18 protein-coding genes, 2 pseudogenes and 1 riboswitch are annotated in these 22,853 nt (G+C 65.4%); of the genes and pseudogenes, 7 read left to right on the top strand and 13 right to left on the bottom strand.

Annotated features, from left to right (window positions below; all coding sequences use genetic code 11):
- Window positions 1–45: 45 nt before the first annotated feature.
- Window positions 46–261 (bottom strand): annotated as a pseudogene (locus LMQ14_RS22285) (TrkA C-terminal domain-containing protein); the annotation flags it as partial.
- Between LMQ14_RS22285 and LMQ14_RS22280 the strand changes: the two are divergent.
- Window positions 259–1,191 (top strand): annotated as a pseudogene (locus LMQ14_RS22280) (DNA-binding protein); the annotation flags it as partial. The pseudogenes LMQ14_RS22285 and LMQ14_RS22280 overlap by 3 nt on opposite strands.
- A 48-nt stretch (window positions 1,192–1,239) precedes the next feature.
- Here LMQ14_RS22280 and LMQ14_RS22275 read toward each other — a convergent pair.
- The 4 genes from LMQ14_RS22275 to LMQ14_RS22260 form a co-directional block, all read right to left on the bottom strand.
- On the bottom strand, window positions 1,240–1,893 hold the full coding sequence (locus tag LMQ14_RS22275; RefSeq protein ID WP_267731736.1) for a hypothetical protein: 654 nt from the start codon (window positions 1,891–1,893) through the stop codon (window positions 1,240–1,242).
- A gap of 87 nt (window positions 1,894–1,980) precedes the next feature.
- Complete coding sequence (locus LMQ14_RS22270; protein ID WP_267731735.1) at window positions 1,981–2,715, bottom strand: class I SAM-dependent methyltransferase; 735 nt, start codon at window positions 2,713–2,715, stop codon at window positions 1,981–1,983.
- Entirely contained in the window at window positions 2,712–3,851 is a 1,140-nt protein-coding gene (gene metX, locus LMQ14_RS22265) for a homoserine O-acetyltransferase MetX (protein WP_267731734.1), read from the bottom strand. The genes LMQ14_RS22270 and metX overlap by 4 nt, the downstream gene beginning before the upstream one ends.
- A gap of 10 nt (window positions 3,852–3,861) precedes the next feature.
- Entirely contained in the window at window positions 3,862–5,196 is a 1,335-nt protein-coding gene (locus LMQ14_RS22260) for a bifunctional o-acetylhomoserine/o-acetylserine sulfhydrylase (protein WP_267731733.1), read from the bottom strand.
- Window positions 5,197–5,236: 40 nt separating this feature from the next.
- A riboswitch (SAM riboswitch) is annotated at window positions 5,237–5,356 on the bottom strand.
- A 127-nt stretch (window positions 5,357–5,483) separates the two neighbouring features.
- On the opposite strand from LMQ14_RS22260, the gene LMQ14_RS22255 reads away from it, so the two are divergent.
- Both LMQ14_RS22255 and LMQ14_RS22250 read left to right on the top strand, forming a co-directional pair.
- Entirely contained in the window at window positions 5,484–7,721 is a 2,238-nt protein-coding gene (locus LMQ14_RS22255; protein WP_267731732.1) for an NADP-dependent isocitrate dehydrogenase, read from the top strand.
- 24 nt (window positions 7,722–7,745) lie between these two features.
- Window positions 7,746–8,975, top strand: a complete 1,230-nt coding sequence (locus LMQ14_RS22250) for an NADP-dependent isocitrate dehydrogenase (protein WP_267731731.1) — start codon at window positions 7,746–7,748, stop codon at window positions 8,973–8,975.
- 87 nt (window positions 8,976–9,062) lie between these two features.
- Here LMQ14_RS22250 and LMQ14_RS22245 read toward each other — a convergent pair whose 3' ends face one another.
- Window positions 9,063–9,860, bottom strand: a complete 798-nt coding sequence (locus LMQ14_RS22245) for an alpha/beta fold hydrolase (protein WP_267735635.1) — start codon at window positions 9,858–9,860, stop codon at window positions 9,063–9,065.
- Window positions 9,861–9,996: 136 nt separating this feature from the next.
- Between LMQ14_RS22245 and trpS the strand changes: the two genes are divergently transcribed.
- Together trpS and yhjD are read left to right on the top strand one after the other, a co-directional pair.
- Window positions 9,997–11,016, top strand: coding sequence for a tryptophan--tRNA ligase (gene trpS, locus LMQ14_RS22240; RefSeq protein WP_267731730.1), 1,020 nt, complete (start codon window positions 9,997–9,999; stop codon window positions 11,014–11,016).
- Window positions 11,017–11,026: 10 nt separating this feature from the next.
- Window positions 11,027–12,055, top strand: a complete 1,029-nt coding sequence (gene yhjD / locus LMQ14_RS22235) for an inner membrane protein YhjD (protein ID WP_267731729.1) — start codon at window positions 11,027–11,029, stop codon at window positions 12,053–12,055.
- Here yhjD and nagA read toward each other — a convergent pair.
- From nagA to LMQ14_RS22220, 3 genes are read right to left on the bottom strand one after another with little or no spacing between them, the layout of a single operon-like run.
- Window positions 12,052–13,179 carry an N-acetylglucosamine-6-phosphate deacetylase gene (nagA, locus tag LMQ14_RS22230; protein WP_267731728.1) on the bottom strand — a complete coding sequence of 376 codons (1,128 nt, stop codon included), beginning with the start codon at window positions 13,177–13,179 and terminating at the stop codon, window positions 12,052–12,054. The genes yhjD and nagA overlap by 4 nt on opposite strands.
- A complete protein-coding gene (locus tag LMQ14_RS22225; RefSeq protein WP_420714710.1) occupies window positions 13,170–14,534 on the bottom strand; it encodes a sugar porter family MFS transporter in 1,365 nt (454 codons plus the stop codon). The genes nagA and LMQ14_RS22225 overlap by 10 nt, the downstream gene beginning before the upstream one ends.
- Window positions 14,504–14,833 (bottom strand): hypothetical protein, encoded by a 330-nt coding sequence (locus LMQ14_RS22220; protein WP_267731726.1) that lies wholly within the window; start codon window positions 14,831–14,833, stop codon window positions 14,504–14,506. The genes LMQ14_RS22225 and LMQ14_RS22220 overlap by 31 nt, the downstream gene beginning before the upstream one ends.
- 139 nt (window positions 14,834–14,972) lie before the next feature.
- On the opposite strand from LMQ14_RS22220, the gene LMQ14_RS22215 reads away from it, so the two are divergent.
- The gene (locus LMQ14_RS22215; protein ID WP_267731725.1) at window positions 14,973–16,277 is read left to right on the top strand and encodes an MFS transporter; all 1,305 of its coding nucleotides are present in this window, start codon (window positions 14,973–14,975) and stop codon (window positions 16,275–16,277) included.
- On the opposite strand, the gene LMQ14_RS22210 is transcribed toward LMQ14_RS22215, so the two are convergent.
- The 3 genes from LMQ14_RS22210 to LMQ14_RS22200 all read right to left on the bottom strand — a co-directional run bounded on the left by LMQ14_RS22210 (window position 16,274) and on the right by LMQ14_RS22200 (window position 21,074).
- Window positions 16,274–19,147 carry an RND family transporter gene (locus LMQ14_RS22210; protein WP_267731724.1) on the bottom strand — a complete coding sequence of 958 codons (2,874 nt, stop codon included), beginning with the start codon at window positions 19,145–19,147 and terminating at the stop codon, window positions 16,274–16,276. The two genes, LMQ14_RS22215 and LMQ14_RS22210, sit on opposite strands and share 4 nt — an antisense overlap.
- On the bottom strand, window positions 19,144–19,581 hold the full coding sequence (locus LMQ14_RS22205) for an MmpS family transport accessory protein (RefSeq protein ID WP_267731723.1): 438 nt from the start codon (window positions 19,579–19,581) through the stop codon (window positions 19,144–19,146). Before LMQ14_RS22205 ends, LMQ14_RS22210 begins: the two co-directional genes overlap by 4 nt.
- A gap of 248 nt (window positions 19,582–19,829) precedes the next feature.
- Window positions 19,830–21,074: a D-alanyl-D-alanine carboxypeptidase family protein gene (locus LMQ14_RS22200; protein ID WP_267731722.1), complete on the bottom strand. Its 1,245-nt coding sequence runs from the start codon at window positions 21,072–21,074 to the stop codon at window positions 19,830–19,832.
- 170 nt (window positions 21,075–21,244) lie between these two features.
- Here LMQ14_RS22200 and LMQ14_RS22195 point away from each other — a divergent pair, with 170 nt between their 5' ends.
- On the top strand, window positions 21,245–21,541 hold the full coding sequence (locus LMQ14_RS22195) for a hypothetical protein (RefSeq protein WP_267731721.1): 297 nt from the start codon (window positions 21,245–21,247) through the stop codon (window positions 21,539–21,541).
- Here LMQ14_RS22195 and LMQ14_RS22190 read toward each other — a convergent pair.
- Window positions 21,516–22,847, bottom strand: coding sequence for an aspartate aminotransferase family protein (locus LMQ14_RS22190; RefSeq protein WP_267731720.1), 1,332 nt, complete (start codon window positions 22,845–22,847; stop codon window positions 21,516–21,518). The genes LMQ14_RS22195 and LMQ14_RS22190 overlap by 26 nt on opposite strands.
- Between the last annotated feature and the right edge of the window lie 6 nt (window positions 22,848–22,853).

The raw sequence follows: 22,853 nt of genomic DNA, 5'->3' as shown, positions 1-22,853 counted from the left end.
TAGCGAACTGGACGGGGATTGGCGATTCATCTCGTAGTCCTCGTCCGGGCATTGGTCATCGGCTGTATCGCTGTCGGGTCGCGACGGCTGTCCCTTCCGCAGGGTGGCCAGCAGCTCACGGTATGGGCCGACGAGATAGACCGTGTCACCGGCGCTGAGTCGGGCGTCGCGGCGCGGGTGCAGCTGAACCGGGGCATCCTCCCGGGTGATCGCGATGACCCGGGTTTGGGTGGACACCTCGAACATCTGCAGGCCGTCAACACCAGCTTCAATGGGTTCCCCGCGCTGGCCAGTTTCGTTGCCGAGGACCGGTTCTTGCCGCGCCCGCTGACGAAACGCGGTCATCGCCTGGTGTTCTCCAACGGCATCATCGTCCTCACCGCGCTGGCCGTGACCCTGCTCATTATCACCGAAGCGAAAGTGACCGCGTTGGTTCCGTTTTTCGCGATCGGTGTGTTCACCGGATTCGCGATGGCCGGCTTCGGTATGGCCAAACACCATCGGACCCATCGCGGGCCGGGCTGGCAGCGCAGCATGCTCGTGAACCTGTCGGCGGGGGTCTCGTCGACGATCGTGGTGGGAATCTTCGCGGTGGCCAAGTTCACCGAAGGCGCGTGGCTGATCGTCGTCATCTTCCCGCTGCTGGTGTGGGGCCTGATTCGGCTCAACCAGAAATACCGCGCCGAGGCAGCCGTTTTGGAGATGTCGCACACGGAAATCCCTGACCTGGAACGGCATCCGCGACTGCAGGTGCTGGTGTTCGTCGACACGATCGACCTCGCCGAGGTCGAGGCCGTGCGCCTGGGATACGGGCTGCATGCCGACGAACTCACCGCGGTGCACTTCGTCATCGATGTCGATCGTGCGACGCGGCTGCGCGAGCGTTGGGAGCGCTTCGAACACGACACCGCGCTGTGGTTGATCAACTGCCCGGATCGTCACTTGGGCCGGGCCGCGCACGAGCTGGTCTGGCGAGTGCTCACCGACCATCCGGACAGCAGGGTGACGGTGCTGTTACCGCGCCGAACCTACGCTCCGCTACTCGGCCGGCTGCTGCACGATCGCACCGCGGACAAGATGGCCCGCGCGGTCAGCCGGATCCGGGGTGCGACCGCCATCATCGTGCCCTACGACATCGAATCGCGGATTGCCCGAATTGCGCCCGACGGTCTCGAGTCCGCGACCGCGAAAGTGGTTGCCGACAAAGAAGTTAGCTTCGTCGGCGACTGACATCACCGACTATGCGGCCGGCAATGCGGCCTTGATGGCCGCGTCCTGCTTCCGCGCGACATCCAGAACGAAGTCCGGTTTCAGCGGATCATTGCCCGGGTTGAAGAACTCGATTTGAGCGAAGACCCTGCCCTCGCTGAAGACCACCCTCGCTCTTTGCTTGAGTGCCGCGTCCAAGCCGTTGGTTCCCAAAGCCATCGCTCCGCCGGTTCCCACGTCCGCCGGAGTCACCGTTCCGCCGGCAAGTGTGAACCCCATGTCTGGGTTAGCGATGTACGGCGCGACCTGATCGTGCTCCTGTGTCGCCCCGGCCGCGTCGGGGTAGATGTGCAGCGAGACGTCGACTTCATGAGCCGAGCCATCAATCGTGGTCGGGCCGCTGCCAAACTTGCCGAGAATTCCCGTCGGGTCGGTAAGCGGCCTCGTCGACACCAGTGCAAAGTTTTCGCCCGGCACGACGATATCGGCGGGCTTGATCAGCAAATTGCTGTAATCCGAAGGCTGGGCGCCGCTGTTCGATGTCGATGGGGCCGACGATGGCGACGCGGAGGAGGTCGACGTCGATGACGACGTTGTCGACGATGGGCTTGACGACTTGTTGCTTGCGCAACCGGTGCCCGCCACGCCGGATAAAAGGATGCTCGCCCCCAAGCCGATTGCCACCGCTGATGCCTTGATTTTTCGCTCCTTCGACGGATGCTCGCCAGTAGATGCCGCGAATTGGCCGGTAATGCCCGACGAACCCGCTGTTCAACCGCCCAGCGTCGCGCGGATGCACACCGTGACATACGGCATGGCCAGGCCCGTTGAATTCGCCAGCGCCGGATGGGTGGCCAGCAGTTCGCGCACCTGGTCGAGGGTCTGCGTGCGGACCTCGGCCGGCGAGGTGATGCAGTAGCTGCGCGAGGCCACCAGATCGATCAACGCTTGCGGCGTAAGGTAATTCGTCCATTCGACTTGATGGCGTTGACGCTCGCCGAAGGGCGGTGGCAGCGTCACGTCGAAACGGCGGCCGTCGCCGTCGCTGCCGATGATCTGACCGAGCTCGCGCACCCAGCCGAGCCGCTCGTCGCGGGTGTTCCACACCAGGCCGAGGCGCCCGCCGGGCCGCAGCACCCGGGCCACCTCGGGAATCGCGCGTTCCGGGTCCACCCAGTGCCACGCCTGGGCTACCAGCACGGCGTCAACGCTGTTGTCCTCCAACGGAATCTCTTCGGCGGTGCCCAGCACCGCGCGGGTTTCCGGCAGCGAGGCGCTGAGCACTTCGAGCATGTCCGGAATCGGGTCCACAGCCACGACGTCGAGGCCGCGTTCCACCAGCCGGGTGGTCAGCTTGCCGGTACCCGCACCCAGGTCGAGCACCTGGCGCGCGCCCCGGGGCAACAGCCAGTCGATCGCCTCGGGTGGATACGACGGGCGGCCACGCTCATAGGCTGCGGCCGCCGAACCGAACGACAGGGACTGTTCGTGCCGAGCGCGGGTCACCGGCGACACGCGCCTTCGCTCGCGGCCAAATCCAGTGTCTCGCGGATCAATTCGCCCACCGCCTCGGTTTCCACCAGAAAGCCGTCATGTCCGCAGATGGAGTCGACAACCGCGAGCCCGGTGCAGCCGGGCAGCAACTCGGCCATCTCCTGCTGCAAGCGCAGCGGGTAGAGCCGGTCGGAGGTGATGCCGCCGACCACCGCCGGTACCGGGCACCTGCGCAACGCTTTCTTGACCCCGCCGCGGCCGCGGCCGACGTCGTGGCTGTTCAGCGTCTCGGTCAGGATCACGTAACTGCCGGCATCGAAGCGGGCCAGGATCTTGTCGCCCTGGTGTTCCAGGTAGCTCTGCACCGCGTAGCGCCCGCCGTCCGACGGATCCTCGTCGCTCTGGCTGTCGTTGCCGAACCTGTTGTCGAGCTCGAGCTCGCCGCGGTAAGTCAGATGGGCGAAGCGCCGGGCGATCGCCAGTCCGGCATCCGGCATGCGCCCGGTGTCGTGGTAATCGCCGCCCTGCCAATTCGGGTCGGCCTTGATCGCCGCGATCTGAGTCGTCTGAGTGCCGATCTGGTCGGCGGTGGCACGCGCCCCGACCGCCAGCAGCAGTCCGGCCCGAACCCGCTCGGGGTGGCCGACCATCCATTCCAAAGCCCGTGCGCCGCCCATGGATCCGCCAACTACAGCGGCGACCTGGTTTATTCCCAGCGCGTCGAGCGCGGCGATGTCCGCCTCCACCTGGTCGCGCACGGTGATCAGCGGAAACCGGGAGCCCCATGGCTTTCCGTCGCGGGCAAGCGAACTCGGCCCGGTGGAGCCACGGCAACCGCCCAGCACGTTGGTGGCCACCGCGCACCAGCGGTTGGTGTCTATCGGTGCGCCCGGGCCGGCGATTCCGTCCCACCAGCCGGGCGTGGGGTGCCCCGGCCCGGCCGGGCCGGTGATGTGGGAATCGCCGGTGAGAGCGTGCAGCACCACCACGACGTTGTCGCGCGTGGGGGACAGCTCGCCCCAGCGCTGCACGGCAATACAGACGTTGTCGATGACGGCGCCGCTTTCGGTGGTCAGCGAGCCGATATCGACCAGGCCAACCTCGCCTTCGGCGGGCAACGTTTGCGTGGGGACGTCGGAGATCGTCATGTCAGAAGCCCTAAAAAGCCGCCACGGCCTGCGGGTCTGAGCTTTTGGGGACGGCGGCGAACCCGAGCTCGAGGTCGGCCAGGATGTCGTCGATGTTCTCGATGCCGACGGCCAGCCGCACCAGGCCCGGCGTGACGCCGGTGCTCAGCTGCTCGGCCGGGCTCAGCTGGGCGTGGGTGGTCGACGCCGGGTGGATCACCAGCGATCGCACGTCGCCGATGTTGGCGACGTGGCTGTGCAGTTGCAGCGCGTTCACGAACGCCTTGCCGGCCTCGATACCGCCGGCCAGCTCGAACGCCAGCACCGCGCCGGTTCCCTTGGGGGCCAACTTCTTTGCCCGCTCGTGCCACGGCGAGCTGGGCAGCCCCGCGTAGTTGACCGACACCACGCCGGCGTGCCCCTCGAGGAATTCCGCGACCCGTTGTGCGTTGGCGACGTGCCGCTCGATCCGCAGGCTCAGCGTCTCCAGGCCCTGGGCCACCAGGAACGCGTTGAACGGTGAGGCGGCAGAGCCGAAGTCGCGCAGCAGCTGCACGCGCGCCTTCAGCGCGAACGCCGGCGGTCCCAGCTCGGCGAACACCACGCCGTGGTAGCTCGGATCGGGCGTGGTGAACCCGGGGAAGCGGCCCTGCGTCCAGTCGAAGGTGCCGCCGTCGACGATGACCCCGGCGATCGCGGAGCCGTGCCCGCCCAGGTACTTCGTCGCGGAGTGCACCACGATGTCGGCGCCCTGCGTGAACGGCTGGATCAGGTAGGGCGTGGCAATGGTGTTGTCGACGATCAGCGGTACGCCGTTGGCGTGCGCCACCCCGGCGACGCCCGGGGTGTCCAGGATGTCGATCTGCGGGTTGGAGATCGTCTCGCCGAAGAAGGCCTTGGTGTTGGGCCGCACGGCGGCCTGCCACGAGTCCAGATCGTCGGGATCCTCGACGAAGCTGACCTCGATACCGAGCTTGGCCAGCGAATAGTGGAACAAGTTGTACGTGCCACCGTAGAGGCGCGGACTGGACACAATGTGATCCCCGACACCCGCGAGGTTCAATATGGCGAATGTCTCAGCGGCCTGTCCGGAGCTGAGGAACAGGGCGGCGACGCCGCCTTCCAGCGCGGCGATCCGCTGTTCGACGACGTCGGTGGTCGGGTTGCCGATCCGGGTGTAGATGTTGCCCGGGACCTCGAGCCCGAACAGGGCGGCGGCGTGGGTGGTGTCGTCGAAGACGTACGAGGTGGTCTGGTAGATCGGCAGCGCGCGTGCGTTGGTGGCCGGGTCGGGCTGCTGGCCCGCGTGAACCTGCTTGGTCTCGAACGACCAATGCGCAGCTGGATCGGTGTCGTCGTCGCTCATAGAAAGCTTCCCCTGTCTGGCTCAGGGGCCCGTCATGGCGGACCCGCGCTTGCCGGATAGCCGGTTGTGGCTACTCAACCTGGTCCTCACCCGGAGCACCCCACCGCGGTTGGAGGGTTGCCGGCCAGCAAGCCGGGGCTTAGTGCTGGCACTCATGACCAATAGAAAGATTATCTTACTGTGCCGACTGGATGCCAATGGCAGGTCGACACATGCCCAAACGCCCTTGATAACGTGGCAATGACAACGCTGAGCCCCCCAAAATCTGATCGGGAGAGGGACCGTCCGTGAGCGCCGAAAAGCCGACCGTCATTTACACGCTGACCGATGAGGCGCCGCTGCTGGCGACCTACGCGTTCCTGCCGATCGTGCGGGCCTTCGCCGAGCCGGCAGGCATCGAGATCAAGACCAGCGACATCTCGTTGGCCGCTCGGATCCTCGCCGAATTCCCCGAGCACCTGACCGAAGAGCAGCGGGTGCCGGACAACCTGGCGGAGCTGGGTCGGCTGACGAAGCTGCCCGACACCAACATCATCAAGTTGCCGAACATCAGCGCCTCGGTGCCTCAGCTGTGTGCTGCAATCAAGGAGCTGCAGGGCAAGGGATACAAGATTCCGGACTATCCGCAGAGCCCGAAGACCGACGAGGACAAGGAAATTCGCGACCGCTATTCGAAATGCCTTGGTAGCGCGGTCAACCCGGTGCTGCGCCAAGGCAACTCGGACCGTCGCGCCCCCAACGCGGTCAAGGAGTACGCGCGCAAACACCCGCACAGCATGGGGGAGTGGTCGCAGGCGTCGCGCACCCATGTCGCGACCATGAAGCACGGCGACTTCTACCACGGCGAGAAGTCGATGACGCTGGATCGCGGGCGCAGCGTGAAGATGGAGCTGGAGACCAAGGGCGGCAAGAAGATCGTGCTCAAGCCCACGGTGTCGCTGCGCGACGGCGACATCATCGACAGCATGTTCATGAGCAAGAAGGCGCTCTGCGAGTTCTACGAAGCGGAGATCGAGGACGCTTACAAGACCGGCGTGATGTTCTCGCTGCACGTCAAGGCGACGATGATGAAGGTCTCCCACCCCATCGTCTTCGGCCACGCCGTGAAGGTCTTCTACAAGGACGCCTTCGACAAGCATCAGGAGCTGTTCGACGAACTCGGCGTGAACGTCAACAACGGATTGGTGGACCTCTACAACAAGATCGAGTCGCTGCCCGCGACGCAGCACGACGAGATCATCCGCGACCTGCACGCCTGCCACGAACACCGCCCCGAGCTGGCCATGGTCGATTCGGCCAAGGGCATCAGCAACTTTCACTCGCCCAGCGACGTGATCGTGGATGCGTCAATGCCGGCGATGATCCGCGCCGGCGGCAAGATGTACGGCGCCGACGGGCGGCAGAAGGACACCAAGGCCGTCAACCCCGAGTCGACCTTCGCCCGCATCTACCAAGAGATCATCAACTTCTGTAAGACCCACGGGGCCTTCGATCCGACCACGATGGGCACCGTCCCCAACGTCGGACTGATGGCGCAGCAGGCCGAAGAGTACGGCTCGCATGACAAGACGTTCGAGGTCCCCGCGGACGGCGTCGCCAAGATCGTCGACCTCGACACCGGCGACGTGCTGCTGACGCAAGACGTGGAGGCCGGCGACATCTGGCGCATGCCCATCGTTCGGGACGAACCGATTCGCGACTGGGTCAAACTGGCCGTCACCCGGGCGCGAAACTCGGGCATGCCGGTGGTGTTCTGGCTGGACCAGGAGCGTCCGCACGAGAACGAATTGCGCAAGAAGGTCAACACTTACCTGGCCGACCACGACACCGAGGGCCTCGACATCTCGATCATGTCGCAGGAACGCGCCATGCGGCACACGATCGAGCGCGCGATGCGCGGTCAGGACACCATCGCCGCGACCGGAAACATCCTGCGCGACTACCTCACCGACCTGTTCCCGATCCTGGAGCTGGGCACCAGCGCCAAGATGCTGTCCATCGTGCCGCTGATGGCCGGCGGGGGAATGTACGAGACCGGAGCGGGCGGCTCGGCGCCCAAGCACGTCCACCAGCTGGTGGAGGAGAACCACCTGCGCTGGGATTCCCTCGGTGAATACCTGGCTCTGGGTGCATGTTTCGAAGACCTCGGCATCAAGACCGACAACGAGCGCGCCAAGATCCTGGCCAAGACGCTGGATGCCGCGATCGGAAAGCTGTTGGACAACAACAAGAGTCCGTCGCGCAAGACCGGTGAACTCGACAACCGCGGCAGCCAGTTCTACCTGGCGCTGTACTGGGCCCAGGAACTCGCCGCGCAAACCGACGACAAAGAGCTGCAAAAGCACTTCGCAGCGCTGGCCTATTCGTTGAGCAAGAACGAGGACGTCATCGTGGCCGATATGGTCCAGGTTCAGGGCGAGACGGTCGACATCGGCGGCTACTATCAGCCCGACAGCGAGAAGACGACTGCAGTGATGCGGCCGAGCAAGAAGTTCAACAAAGCGTTGGCGGCTTCGCAGGACTAACGTCGCGAGGAGGGTCGGTCTGGGATGTCGAACGAACCCAAGATCAAAGTCAAAGGACCCGTTGTCGAACTCGACGGTGACGAGATGACCCGGGTCATCTGGAAGCTGATCAAGGACCTGCTGATCCTGCCGCACCTCGACATCAACCTGGACTACTACGACCTGGGCATCGAGCACCGCGACCGCACCGACGACCAGGTGACGATCGACGCGGCGTATGCCATCAAGAAGCACGGTGTGGGCGTCAAGTGCGCGACGATCACCCCCGACGAGGCACGCGTCGCAGAGTTCAACCTGAAAAAGATGTGGCTCTCGCCGAACGGGACTATCCGAAACATCCTGGGCGGCACCATCTTCCGCGAGCCAATTGTGATCTCGAACGTGCCCCGGCTGGTTCCGGGCTGGACCAAACCGATCGTCATCGGCCGGCACGCCTTCGGCGACCAGTACCGGTCGACCAACTTCAAGGTCGAGAAGCCCGGCACTGTCGCAATAACTTTCACGCCCGACGACGGCAGCGAGCCGATCGTGCACGAGATGGTGTCCATGCCCGAGGACGGCGGCGTGGTGATGGGGATGTACAACTTCAAGGACTCCATCCGCGATTTCGCGCGGGCCTCGTTCGCCTACGGGCTCAACGCCAAATGGCCGGTGTACCTGTCCACCAAGAACACCATCCTCAAGGCCTACGACGGCATGTTCAAGGACGAATTCCAGCGCATCTACGACGAGGAGTTCAAGGAGCGCTTCGTTGCCGAGGGTCTGACCTACGAGCACCGGCTGATCGACGACATGGTGGCCGCCTGCCTGAAGTGGGACGGCGGCTACGTCTGGGCCTGTAAGAACTACGACGGTGACGTCCAGTCGGACACCGTCGCGCAGGGTTACGGCTCACTGGGACTGATGACCTCGGTGCTGATGACGGCCGACGGCAAGACCGTCGAGGCCGAGGCCGCGCACGGCACCGTCACCCGGCACTACCGGCAGTACCAGGCCGGTAAGCCGACGTCGACGAACCCGATCGCCTCGATCTTCGCCTGGACCCGGGGATTGCAGCACCGCGGCAAGCTGGACAACACGCCCGCGGTCATCGACTTCGCCCAGCTACTGGAAGAGGTCGTCATCGCCACGGTCGAGAGCGGGAAGATGACCAAGGACCTCGCCATTTTGATCGGACCCGATCAGAAGTGGCAGCAGAGCGAGGAGTTCCTCGGCTCGATCGCCGAAAATCTGGCGAAGGCGCTGGTCAGCTAACGTCGAGTGGGAACTCAGGACAACCTGGTTGCACACTGACCGCCCAGGTTTCACACACAGCGCGGGGTGGACGCGTAGCTCGGCGGCTTAGCTAGCCGGCGGCTCGACGACCCGAGCCGGGCGGGTGCAGTCGTCGATGAATCCGGAGATGACCTCGGCGACACGGTCCGGCGCCTCGAACATCGGCACGTGACCGACGCCCTCGAGCTCGGTGATCCGCGTTCCGCTGGGTAGGAATTCGGTGAAATGCCGGTTGAACCTGCTCGCGGGCACCACGCGATCCTTCTCGCAGAGCACCAGCTGAACCGGCACCGCGGTATTGGCCAACTTCAGCAGACCGGGATCGGTCAGCGATTTGGCGAGCAGCTGGAAGTAGGCCGGGCAGTGCGCGGCGTCATCGACGACGACGGACAGCTGGCGCTCGCTGATCCCGTCCGGCGATGCCGTCAGCGGCAGGGTGGCCAGCCGGCGGCTCAGCGGCAGCTGCAGCGTGCGCGCGCCGAACAGGCGGGCCAGCGCCAACATCGGCATGCCGGCGATGAACTTGCCGATGACCTCGAATTTGACCGGGCTCCAGCGGGTCCAGCCGCCGGCGGCACCGATGCCGGTGACGCTGCGGGCCCGGCCCCGACGCTCGAGCTCGAAGGCCACCCAGCCGCCCAGCGAGTTGCCGACGATGTGGGCGGAGTCCCAGCCCAGCTCGTCGAGCTGGCGCTCGATGTGGTCGGCCAGCACCGACGAGCTCAGCAGCCAGGTGCCGGCGTACGGTCCGCCATTGTGCCCGGCCATCGTCGGGGCGAACACCTCGAAGCGGCCGGTATCGGCCAGCTGTGGCGCCACCGGCTCCCACACCGTCTGCGACATCAGGAAGCCGTGTAGCAGCAGCACCGGCTCTCCGGAACCGAGCTGAATCGGCGCACGAGAGGTCATGCCCTCGACTTTACCCAGTACCGCCGGTACCGAAACGCGCACGGGCCGCGGGCCGCGCGCGTAAAGCCGCGCGTGAAAAGATCGGGACATCATGAGCACCGCTACCGGACCCAGCCGGATTTTCTCCGGCGTGCAGCCCACATCTGATTCGCTTCACCTCGGCAACGCCCTGGGCGCGGTCACCCAGTGGGTTGCGCTGCAGGACGACCACGACGCCTTCTTCTGCGTGGTCGATCTGCACGCGATCACCGTCGCGCAGGACCCCGAGGCGTTGCGACGCCGGACCCTGGTCACCGCCGCCCAGTACCTGGCGCTGGGGATCGATCCGGCCCGCAGCACCGTCTTCGTGCAAAGCCATGTGCCCGCCCACACTCAGTTGGCGTGGGTGCTGGGCTGCTTCACCGGCTTCGGGCAGGCGTCGCGGATGACGCAGTTCAAGGACAAGTCGCAGCGCCAGGGCACCGACTCGACCACCGTCGGGCTGTTCACCTATCCGGTGCTGCAGGCCGCCGACGTGCTGGCCTACGACACCGATCTGGTGCCCGTCGGTGAGGACCAGCGCCAGCACCTCGAGCTGGCCCGCGACATCGCGGAGCGGTTCAACAGCCGCTTCCCGGGCACGTTCGTCGTCCCGGACATGTTCATTCCGAAGGCCACCGCCAAAATCTACGATCTGGCCGACCCGACGTCGAAGATGAGCAAATCGGCGGCCACCGATACCGGCTTGATCAACCTGCTCGACGATCCGGCGTTGTCCGCCAAGAAGATTCGCTCGGCCGTGACCGACAGCGAGCGCGAGATCCGCTTTGACACCGAGGCCAAGCCCGGCGTATCGAACCTGCTGACCATCCAATCGGCGGTCACCGGGGTCGACATCGCCAAGCTCGTCGACGGCTACTCCGGGCGGGGCTACGGCGATCTGAAGAAGGAGACCGCCGAAGCCGTCGTCGAATTCGTCGCCCCGATCAAGGCCCGGGTCGACGAATTGACTGCGGATCTGGCCGAATTGGAGACCGTGCTGGCGGCCGGCGCCGAGCGCGCCGACCAGGTGGCCGGAAAAACGGTCCAGCGGGTCTACGATCGGCTGGGGTTTCTTCCGCAACGGAGGTAGTGCGTTCATCATGGACGAGCCGGCCAAGCCAGGGATCCTCGACAGGTTGCGGGCCCGGTTCGGATGGCTCGACCACGTGCTGCGCGCCTACAAGCATTTCGACGAGCGCAACGGCGGCTTCCTGGCGGCCGGCCTGACGTATTACACGATCTTCGCGCTATTCCCTTTGCTGATGGTCAGTTTCGCGGTCGTCGGTTTCATGCTGGCCCAGGATCCTAAGCTGCTCGCCAACATCGACGACCACATCCGCGACGCGGTCTCGGGCGCGCTCGGCCAGCAGCTGGTGGACTTGATGAATTCGGCGATCAACGCGCGCACGTCGGTCGGTGTCATCGGGCTGGCCGCCTCGGCGTGGGCCGGGCTTGGCTGGATGTCGCATATGCGCGCGGCGGTGACCGAGATGTGGTGGGACGAACCACTGCAGTCGGCGGGCTTCGTGCGCGAAAAGTTGTCCGATCTGGTTGCGATGCTGGGGACGTTCGTGGTCATCCTCGCCACCCTCGTGCTCACCGCGCTCGGGCACGCGGCACCGATGCGCGCGGTCCTGAAATGGGCTGGCGTACCGGATTTCTCGATCTTCGGCGAGCTCTTCCGGGGCCTTTCGATACTGGTGTCGCTGGTTGTTTCGTGGATGCTGTTCACCTGGATGATCGGCCGGTTGCCGCGACACAAGGTCAGCCTCGTCGCCTCGGCACGGGCCGGCTTGCTCGCGGCGATCGGCTTCGAGCTGTTCAAGCAGGTGGCCTCGATATACCTGCGGGTGGTGCTGCGCAGTCCGGCCGGTGCGACGTTCGGGCCGGTGCTGGGCCTGATGGTGTTCGCCTACGTCACCGGGTATCTCGTGCTCTTCGCCACCGCCTGGGCCGCCACGCTTTTCAATGATCCGCGCAGCAAGTACGCCCCGCCTCCGGCGCCCGCGATCATCGCTCCGCGGGTGCTGCTGGACGAGGGAATCAGCACCCGGCAGACGCTGACCGCTATGGCGATGGGAGCCGTTGGCGCGCTTGCCTTTTCCCGGCTGACCCGCTGGCTGCGTTAGCGCCAGGCGCCCTGCGCCATCACGGCCGTGACCCGCAATTCACGGTCCAGCACAACGAGATTGGCGTCGTAGCCGGCCTGCAGCACGCCCACCCGCTGTAGGCCCAGCGCCCGCGCTGGTGTCCCCGAGGTCATCTGGACCGCGGCGACCAGTGCGGCATCGGCGTTCGGGCCGAGCCGCGAAACCGTGCGGAACAGCTGATCCATCGTGGCGGTGCTGCCGGCGATCGTCGACGTCGCGTGCACCCGGGCTACCCCCGACTCCACGTCGATGTGCACCGCGCCGAGCTGGTAGGCGCCGTCCTCACATCCGGCCGCGGCGATGGCGTCGGTGATCACGGCGACCCGGTCGGGCCCGGCCGCCCGGACGACCGCGTGCACCGCGGCGGGGTGTACGTGCACGCCGTCGGGGATCAGCTCGACGGTCACGTCGGGGCTTTCCAGCAGCGCGAGTGCCGGTCCGGGCTCACGATGGTGCAGGGGCGGCATCGCGTTGAACAGATGCGTGCCGACCGTGGCACCCAGGGCGATCGCCTGCTGGGTTCGCTCATAGGTCGCATCGGTATGCCCAACGGCGACAACGACACCCGCGTCCAGAAAGCGCCGGATCGCCTCGCTGCTGCCGGGTCGCTCCGGTGCCAGCGTGACCATCCGGATCGTGCCCTCGCCGGCGGCCAGGACGTCGTCGATCTCGGCGGGTTCGGGATCGCGCATCTGGGTCGGATCGTGTGCTCCGCAACGTGCCGTGGACAGCCACGGCCCCTCCAGGTGGATGCCCGCGACGGTGCCGGATCGGGTGGCGTCGGCCAGCGCGCGCACGCCCGCGATCAGCGTGCCGGGTGCGGCGGTGACCAGACTGGCCAGTGTCGTGGTGGTGCCGTGCCGCCGGTGGAACTGCGCCGCCTCGGCGATCTGTTCGGCGGCCAGGTAAGAGGCGCCGCCGCCACCGTGCACATGCATGTCGATAAACCCGGGCACCACCAGGGAATCCGGGAAGTCCCGGTCGGGTTGCGCGGGCGGGTCACCCGCCCCGCAGGCGAGAATCTGTGCACCGGCGATCTGTAGCCATCCCGGCCGGCAGACCTGGTCGTCGAGGATGACGGTGCCCGCGCGGATCAGGGGCACGGGTCTTCCCAGCGGCCGCCGTTTTCCCAGAAGTGCCGGATGTCCTCGAGCGGGCGTCCCTTGGTCTCCGGTGCATACCGGTACACGAAGCCGAACGCCACGACGGCCAAGACCCCGAACACCGCGAAAGTCCCTGCGCCGCCAAGGGAATGCAGCATGGTCAGGAAGACCGCCGCGACGATCGCGTTGGCAATCAGGTTGGAGGTCAGCATGACGCTGGACCCGATGGACCGCAGCCGGGTGGGGAAGCTCTCGCTGGCGTACACCCAGCCCAGGGAGCCAAAACCCAGCGTGTAGCCGACGATGAACAACAGGATGCCGGCGAACCCGAGTATTGCGCCGCCCGGCCCGCGGGCGAACACCGCGGTCAGCACGATGTCGGCGACGATCATCATGGCGATGCCGCACAACAGGATTGGGCGCCTGCCGACTCGATCAACGAGCGTCAACGCCGCGCCCACCGCTGCCAAACCGGCGACCTGGACCAGGGCCGGCAGGCCCAACAGCGCGAAATTGCCGGTGAATCCGATGGCTTCGAATATTCGGGGGCTGTAGTAGATGATCGCGTTGATGCCGGTGATCTGGAGCAGGAAGCCGAGCGCAATCACGAACAGGGTGGCCCGCAGATACGGCGGTCGCAGCATCTCGGAGATGCCGCCACCACCTTCGCCCAGCGCGCGGTGAATCTCGGCAAGTTCTTCGTCGGCGTTCGCGGCGGGCTCCACGCGCAGCAGCGCGCGCCGCGCATCGTCGACGCGCCCTTTGAGCAGGTACCACCGAGCCGTGTCGGGCAGCCGAATCACCAACGGCAGCAACAGCAGCACCGGCGCGGCGGCCAGCCCGAGCATCCAGCGCCAGCTGTGGCTGCCGGCCAACAGGTACCCGGCGAGGTACCCGACGATCAGGCCGCTGACGATCGCCAGCTGATAGGTCGTCAGCAACGCGCCGCGCACCGCCGCCGGAGCCGATTCCGCGATGTACACCGGGACGACCACCACCATCACACCGATGGTCACACCCAGCAGTAGTCGCGCCGCCAGCAGCATTGGCAATGACGCCGAGAACGCACCCAGCAGCGCGAACGTCGCGTACGCGACCAGGATCAGCACGATCGATTTTTTCCGGCCGATCGCATTGGCGAGCACCCCGGCACCCAGGGCTCCGCCGATCTGGCCGATCACCGCCATCGTCGTCAGCAGTTCTTGTTGAGATGTGGTGAGTGCGAAATCTTCGGTGACGAACAGCTGCGCGCCGGCGATGATGGACAGGTCGTAACCGTAAATGAGACCGACACTGGCGCCGGTGAGCCCAATACGCGGACCCCTCAAGTGGTCGATACCCGATCGCGGAGCAATTCGATGACGCGGTCGGGGTCGTCGGGGGTGATGCACGGCTTGACCCGCGCCCCCACGTCGAGCACCAGCAGGGTCTTTTTGCGGCTCCGGCGGATGTCCAGCGGGAACCAGTAGCGCGGATCCGTGGCTCCCCAGATCCTGCCTCCGCCGGACGCGAAGGTCATCTGCTCGGTCTTGATGCCGCGGATCTCGCCGTAGGCGATCCGCTTGGGCCCCGCCAACGGGAAGTAGTAGCGCCGGATGGTGATTCCGTCCTCGTCGAGCCGAAGGCCGGAGTCCTCGTACAGGGCATCAGTCATCCGCAAGACGGTGCCACAGCAAACATTGGCGGTCAACGGTGCCGCGCCTTGTCCCCCGATCGGTGGACAACGCAATTCCACCCGAGGTGTCCGATCGGCGGATGTTATTGACCCGTCACCATCCATAGATTCTTTTGTTATGTCCGTCACGCTGGTGCCCACCGCCCCGGCACAACCGCGCGTGTTCGGGCGACTGCTTTCGCAGGGCACCTTCTACACGGCGGGCATGCAACTCAGCAATGGCACCGTGATACTGCCGTTGATCTGCGCGCACCAGGGTCTGACCTGGGTGGCCGCGCTGCTCTTTCCGGCCTTCTGCCTCGGCGATATCGTCGGAAACTCGGTGTCTCCACTGGTGCTGCAGCGAGTGGGCCAGATGCGGCACCGGCTGCTGGCCGTGATCGCGGCCAGCGTGGCCGCCCTGACCTTGTGCGACGCGATGATTCCCTGGCACGGCACCCTCACCGCAGTGGTTTTCTTGCTGACCTGCGCGGCAGCGGGAGTTCTGCTGGGGATCGCCGGCGTCGCCTACCCCGATATGGTTTCCAGCAAGCTGTCCGGGGCGCGCCGCGGCGAGCTGTTCCTGTTCCAGAGTGCCATCGGATCGGTGCTGGCCACCGTTGTCACGCTGTTCGTGGTGCCGATGCTGGCCCACGGCAACGAGATGGCGTACCGCCGCGATCTGTTGTGGCTGGGTGCCGTCGGGCTGGCGGGCTCGGCCATCGCGGCGCTGTTCGTCGGGCCGGTGCGGTCCATCTCGAACACCACCCGGATGTCGATGCGGGACACCTACCGGGAGGGCATCGCGATCGCCCGCTCTCAGCCGTGGTTTCGCCGGTACATGGTCGCGTGCCTGTTGTTCGGTCCGGTCACCCTGGGCACCACCTTCTATGCCCTGCGCACCGCCCACCACAGCCGCAGCCTGCATGTGCTGGTGATCCTGTCCAGCATCGGACTGGTTTTCGGGTCGCCGCTGTGGCGCAAGGTCTATCGCCTGTTCGGAGTGCGCGGCATGATGCTGGGCAGCGCCCTGCTCAGTGTCGCCGCCGCCACGCTGACCTTGGGGGCCGAAGTCTACGGCCAATGGACCCACGTCTGGGCGTACGGCACGGTGTTCCTGCTGGCGACGGTGGCCGCCCAGGCCGTCTTCGCCGCGGCGATCTCGTGGCTCAGCGTGGTCGCCGAGGAGTCGCACCGCGGCACACTGATCGCGTTGAGCTCGACGCTGGTTGCCGTCGAAACCATGGCACTGGCGGCGGTGCTCGGGAACATCGCGCAGAACCACTCCACCATTTGGCCCGACGTCGTGGTGCTGATCCTGGCCATCGGCGCCGCGCTGGCGTCGCTGACCGCTCCGCCGTCGGAAACACGTCGGGCAGCGGTCACTCCGCTGCGCCGGTCCTTCGCGACCGCGTCACCGGCGGTGAGCCTGCAGGCCGCCTAGGGCTGCGCTATCTCCGGCGTTTTCTCGGCGGGCGGCGGTAGCAACAGGGCACGCACCAAACGACGGGGTCCGGACGCCCTGAGCATCCGACTGGCCGGGCGCGGGCGCACTTGTTGTGGCCACCAGAACCAACGACCGAGCAACGCGGCAATCGACGGCGTCATGAACGCGCGCACGATCAGGGTGTCGAACAACAATCCCAGGCCGATGGTGGTGCCGATTTGACCGATGATCTGCAGGTCGCTGAATACGAAGAGCGACATGGTGACGGCGAACACCAGCCCGGCGGCCGTGACGACCCCGCCGGTGCCGGCCATCGCGCGGATGATTCCGGTATTCAATCCGGCGCCGATTTCCTCTTTGAGTCGCGAGATCAGCAACAGGTTGTAATCCGATCCCACGGCCAAGAGCAGGATCAACGACATCGCCAATACCAGCCAGTACAAATCGATGCCGAGAATGTCCTGCCAGAGCAGCACGGACAGCCCGAAGGAGGAGCCCAGGGACAGCAGCACCGTCCCGACGATGACGGCCGCGGCAATGAGGCTTCGGGTGACGATCATCATGATGATCAGAATGAGACTGATCGCGGCCACCCCCGCAATCAGCAGATCGTAGAAGGCGCCCTCCTGGATGTCCCGGTACGTCGAAGCGGTGCCGCCCATCGAGATCGCGGCGCCCTGCAACGGGGTGCCCTTGATGGCCTCTTTGGCCGCCAGCTGGATCGGCTCGACGCGAGAGATGCCCTCGGGCGTCGACGGATCTCCGTCCAGGGCGATGATGAAGCGCGCCGCCTTGCCGTCCGGCGACAGGAACATCTTCAGGCCCCGCTTGAAATCCGGGTTTTCAAAGGCCGACTGCGGCAGATAGAACGAATCGTCGACCTGAGCGGCGTCGAAGACCCGGCCCATGGCGCCGGGGTCTTTGGTGTTCATCTCCTGCTCTTTGTAGAAGGACAACAGGGTGCCGTGCCAGACGACCATCATGTCGCGCATGATCGTCATCGTCGAAATCATCGGCAGCATCTGCGCGCGCATCTCCGGTAAGAGCCGGATGAGGACATCCATGTCCTTGACGAGATCCTCCAATTTCTCGCTCAGCTGATCGATGTTGTCGAACGTTTCGAATATCGATCTGACCGCCCAGCAGGCGGGGATATCGAAGCAGTGCTTCTCCCAGTAGAAGTAACTGCCGACCGGGCGAAGGAAATCCGATAGGTCCGCGAGGTGATCCCTGATCGTATCGGTGGTGTTCGACATGTCATGCGTGAGGTGATCCATATCGACTGTGTTGTCGACGATTTCGCCCATGAGCTGATACATGTGCTTCATCGTTTCGATCGAGACATCCATCGCCTGTACCTGAATCAGCATGTCGTCCAGGCGGTCCTTCATGAATTGCATGTTTTCGGCCTGCGACACACCTTGCATGCTCATGATGAACGGAATCGACGTATGTTTGAGAGACGTTCCCAGGGGCCGGGTTATCGATTTCACCTGTGAGATTCCGGGGCTGTGAAAGACGGCTTTTGCGACCTTGTCCAAGATCAGCATGTCGACGGGAGTCCGCATATCGTGGTCGGATTCGAGCAGTAGCACATCGGGGTTGAGCCAGGCCTGCGAAAAGTGCCGACCCGCGGCCGCATCCCCGACAACGGCCGGCATGCTGGCCGGCACGAATCTGCGCAGATCGTAAGTTGTCCGGTAATTCGGCAAGGCCAACAGGCCGACGAATGCCACCGCGCAGGTCGCCGCGAGCACCGGGCCGGGCCAGCGGACGATGGCGGTTCCCACCCGGCGCCAGCGCCGAGTGGCCATTCTCCGCTTGGGGTCGAACAGCTTGAACGAGCTGGCGACGGTCAGCACCGCAGGTCCCAGCGTGAGCGCGGCGAGGACCGCGACGAACATGCCCACCGCGCAGGGCGGCCCGAGTGACTTGAAGTACGGCAATCGGGCAAAGCTGAGGCAATACATGGCGCCGGCAATGGTCAATCCGGAGCCCAGAATCACGTGGGCGGTTCCGTGAAACATGGCAAAGTACGCGGCTTCTCGGTCCTTTCCCGCGTAGCGGGCCTCGTGGTAGCGGCCGAGCAGGAATATCGCGTAGTCCGTGCTGGCGGCAATGGCCAGCAGGGTGAGCAAATTGACCGCGAAGGTCGAAAGGCCGAAAACGCCGTGATAGACCAGAAAACTGACGACTCCGCGAATTGCCCCCAGCTCAATCCCGACCATGGCGATGACGAGGATCATCGTGACGAAAGACCGGTAGATGAAGAGCAGCATCGCCGCGATCACCACCCCGGTAATCAGGGTGACCCTGGCGATACTTTTGTCGCCGGCCTCGGATTGATCGGCGATCAGCCCCATCGAGCCGGTGACGTACGCCTTGAGCCCGCGCGGCGCCGGCGTGGTGTCGACGATATGCCGCACGGCGTAGACCGCGTTGTAGGCCGCGGTTTCACTCTTGCCGGCGAGGTAGACCACGACATACGCGGCTTTGTCGTCCGCACTTTGTGATCCCCCCGCGGTCAGCGGGTCATTCCAGAAGTCCTGGATGTGGGCGACATGCTGGGTATCGGCCGAAAGCCGCCGCAACAGCTCGCTATAGAAACGGTGCGCGTCGTCGCCGAGTGGTTTATCGCTTTCCAGCACTATCGTGGCCGCGTTATCGGTACCGGATTCGCCGAATACCTGTCCCACCCGCTTGAGCGCCTGAATCGACGCGCCACCCTTGGGGCTCATCGAAACCGAGTGCGCTTTGCCGACCGCTTCCAGCTGCGGGATGCCGATATTGAGCACGGCTGTGAGCCCCAGCCACAACAAGACGATCGGCACTGCAAATCGGCGGATTATCTTGGGTGCCCGGCTCATCCGGCATTCACCTGGCAGAAGGTCAAGGCTTTCGGTCCGGTCTCGGATCGCTCGTCCTTGGTCGTGCCGTTCACCTTGATTCGGCAGCCGATCACGCTGCCGCTGCTTTGCGCCAAAAGGTTGACGGTGACCGAAGTCAGCGTCGTCGACAGCGTTTGCGACCACGGCAGTGGAATATTTTCCAGACGTTGCACGCGCGCGTCGGGATCCAAATAGGCGATCTTTGCGGTCGTGGCGGGGCCGAAGACTTCATAGGTCACTTGTTTCGGATCGAACACTGGATCATCGAGATCAGCCTTGACCCTGACAACGGGATGTCCATGAACGCCGAACATGCTGTGCAGGCGATAGATTCCGAGCCCCGCGACGCTGGCGATCGCAATAACGGCCAGCAGCAACCACATTCGTTTCACGACTCGGGTAACCGAAACCATCTTTACCCCCGTGCTTTGTCACCGGGTCGAAAAACCATTTGATGTTTCGTAGCGTTAGCGACTTACGCTACCGTCAATGCGCTAAAGCATCGAGCCTTTTCGGCCAATCGTTATATGAATCCGTTCCCCCAACCGGTGGACATATAACTCGTCCGGTCGTATCCGATCGGGGGATAGTTTTGCCTGCTCAGCACCCCGTTAGATGCCACCGCCGATGCGCTAAGGCATCGAGACTTTCCTGCTAATCGTTATATGGTGCGGCGGTTCATCGAACGCGCGACCATGATCAACGAGAACACGACGATGGCGCCGATGATGCCCACGCCGACCCGCACCGGCAACGCGTCGGCCGACGGCAGCAATCCCGCGGCCTGGGCGCCATTGCTCTGCCGGTCCGCGGCGCTGTCCTGCTTGGGCGCCAGCGACGGGTCGGGTTCGATCAGCGCGCCGACCTGGGTGCCCTGCGCGGTGGCGAAGCCGTAGTCCAGCAGATGCGCCGCCTGCTCCCAGGGTGCGATCGGCTGCCGGGTGCCGTGCATCAATACCGCCACCAGCCGTCGGCCGTCACGGTTCGCCGCGCCCACGAAGGTCTGGCCGGCGTCGTCGGTGTAGCCGGTCTTGCCGCCCAGCGCGCCCGGGTACTTGTAGAGCAGCTGGTTGTCGTTCTCCAGCTCGTAGCCCGGGTGGTCGCCGTGGCCGGGGAAGTCGAAGCTCCGGGTCGCGACGATATTGGCGAAAGTCGGGTTCTGCCAGGCGTATCGGTAGAACAAGCCGATGTCGTAGGCCGAGGTGCTCATGCCGGGCCCGTCCAGACCCGACGGTGTCGCCACCCGGGTGTCGCGGCCGCCCAGCTTGGCGGCCAGCACGTTGATCTTCTCCACTGCCTGCTGCATCCCGCCCAGCTGCATCGCCAGCGCGTGCGCCGCGTCGTTACCGGAGTGCATCAGCAGCCCGTGCAGCAGCTGGTTGACGGTGTAGACGCCGCCGTCGTCCACGCCGACCTTGGTGCCCTCGGCGGACGCGTCGTCGGCGGTTCCGGTCACCGACTTGTTGAGCGGCAACGCGTTCAGCGACGCCATCGCGACCAGCACCTTGATGATGCTGGCCGGGCGGTGGCGGCCATGCGGATCCTTGGCCGCGATCACCGCGCCGCTGTCCAGATCCGCGACCAGCCAGGCCTCCGCGGAGACGTCGGTCGGCAGTGCCGGAGTATCCGGCGCGGCGACGATGCCGCAGCCGGCCAGAGCCTCGCCGCCCACCGGCTTGGGGGGCACCGCCAGCGGGATGGGCGGGTCACCGGCCTGCGGCACCTCCGACGAGTCCACCGCCGGCGGGGTGTTCACCTTGTACGGGCAGTTGGGTGCCCCGGCATTGGGCCCGGGGCTCGGCTCCGCGAGCGCGGCCGGCATGCCCAGAGCTGCCGGGGCGGCCGTGATGAAAACGGCCGCTGCCAGGCATGATGCTGAACGTACGAGAGCTCTTGAGCGGGGCATTGCTGAGCAGACTAGGCGATTGGGCGCCGGATTCGCGGGAGCCGCGCTGTGACTGCTGGGGCGTATGTGACAACTTGAGCTGCCGGGGCGGCGACCGGGCTCGACGCACTACGCTGGCAGGGGTCAAAGGCCGTCAACGTCGAAAAGGGTGTGCCATTTCAAACGAGCGATTGTGGTCGAAATGGCGGCGCCGGGATGGTGCCAATGGGTCTGGCACCTCGCCGCGATCGCTCGAACAGCTGCTCAAGCAGGTGGAGAAGTCGACCCAGGTACGGCGCACCGGACTCGACCAGGTGTTGGCCGAGTTGGAGGTGCATCGCGACACCATGGACGATCCCGACGCGCGGTCCGCGCTCGCCTGGTTGTGCAACTCGCTGTCGCGGTTCGTGAGCAACCCGAGCGCGGCGCACGCCCGCCAGCTGGTGATGGCCACCGGTACCGCTAGAGCCGCGTGTACGCCTCGCTGAGCACGCCGCGCAGGATCGATTCGATGGTGTCGAACTCGGCCTGACCGCTGATCAGCGGCGGCGCCAGCTGGACGACGGAATCGCCGCGATCATCGGTGCGGCAATACAACCCGGCTTCGAACAGGGCCGACGACACCTGGCCCAGCAGCGAGCGTCGTTCGGTCTCGGAGAAGGTTTGCTTGGTCGCCTGGTCCTTGACCAGCTCGACGCCGTAGAAGAAGCCCTCGCCGCGGACGTCGCCGACGATCGGCAGGTCGTACAGTTTCTCCAGGGTGGCGCGGAACACGGGCGCGTTGGTTTTGACGTGGTCGTTGATGCCCTCGCGCTCGAAGATGTCGAGGTTGGCCAGCCCGACGGCAGCCGAAACCGGGTGGCCGCCAAAGGTATACCCGTGCGGGAACATCGTCTCGCCGTCGTTGAACGGCTCGAACAACCGCTCGCTGGCGATCATCGCGCCGATCGGCGAGTAGCCCGACGTCATGCCCTTGGCGCAGGTGATCATGTCGGGCACGTAGCCGATGTCGTCGCAGGCGAACATCGAGCCGATCCGGCCGAACGCGCAGATCACCTCGTCGGAGACCAGCAGCACGTCGTAGGTGTCGCAGATCTCCCGGACCCGCTCGAAATAGCCTGGGGGAGCGGGGATGCTGCCGCCGGCGTTCTGCACCGGTTCCAGGAACACCGCGGCCACGGTCTCGGGTCCCTCGAACTCGATTGCCTCCGCGACCCGGTTGGCGGCCCACTGCCCGAAGGCTTTTGCGTCGGTACCGAAGGGTTCGGGCGCGCGGTAGAAGTTCGTGTTGGGCACCCGGAAGCCGCCCGGCGTGACCGGTTCGAACGGCGCCTTGAAGCGCGGCAGGCCGGTGATTGCGAGCGCGCCCTGGGTGGTTCCGTGGTAGGCGATCGCACGCGAAATCACCTTGTGTTTACCGGGTTTGCCGGTGAGCTTGAAATACTGCTTGGCCAATTTCCACGCGGTCTCGACGGCCTCGGTGCCACCGGTGGTGAAGAAGACCCGGTTCAGGTCGCCGGGCGCATACTGCGCCAGGCGCTCGGCCAGCTCGATTGCGGTCGGGGTGGCGTATCCCCACAGCGGGAAGAACGCCAGCGTGCTCGCTTGCCGGGCCGCGACCTCGGCGAGTTCGGTGCGGCCGTGGCCGACCTGCACGGTGAACAGCCCGGACAGCCCGTCCAGGTAGCTCTTGCCGCGGTCGTCGTAGATGGTGACGCCCTCGCCGCGGGTGATGATCGGCGGCGTGATGCCCGCGCCGTGCCGGGCGAAGTGCAGCCAAAGATTGTCAGTCATGGTGTC

The organism is Mycobacterium sp. Aquia_213 (assembly GCF_026625985.1).
GTDB lineage: Bacteria > Actinomycetota > Actinomycetes > Mycobacteriales > Mycobacteriaceae > Mycobacterium.
The sequence above is the reverse complement of the archived record's forward strand: the minus strand, read 5'-3'. Positions and strand labels throughout refer to the sequence as shown.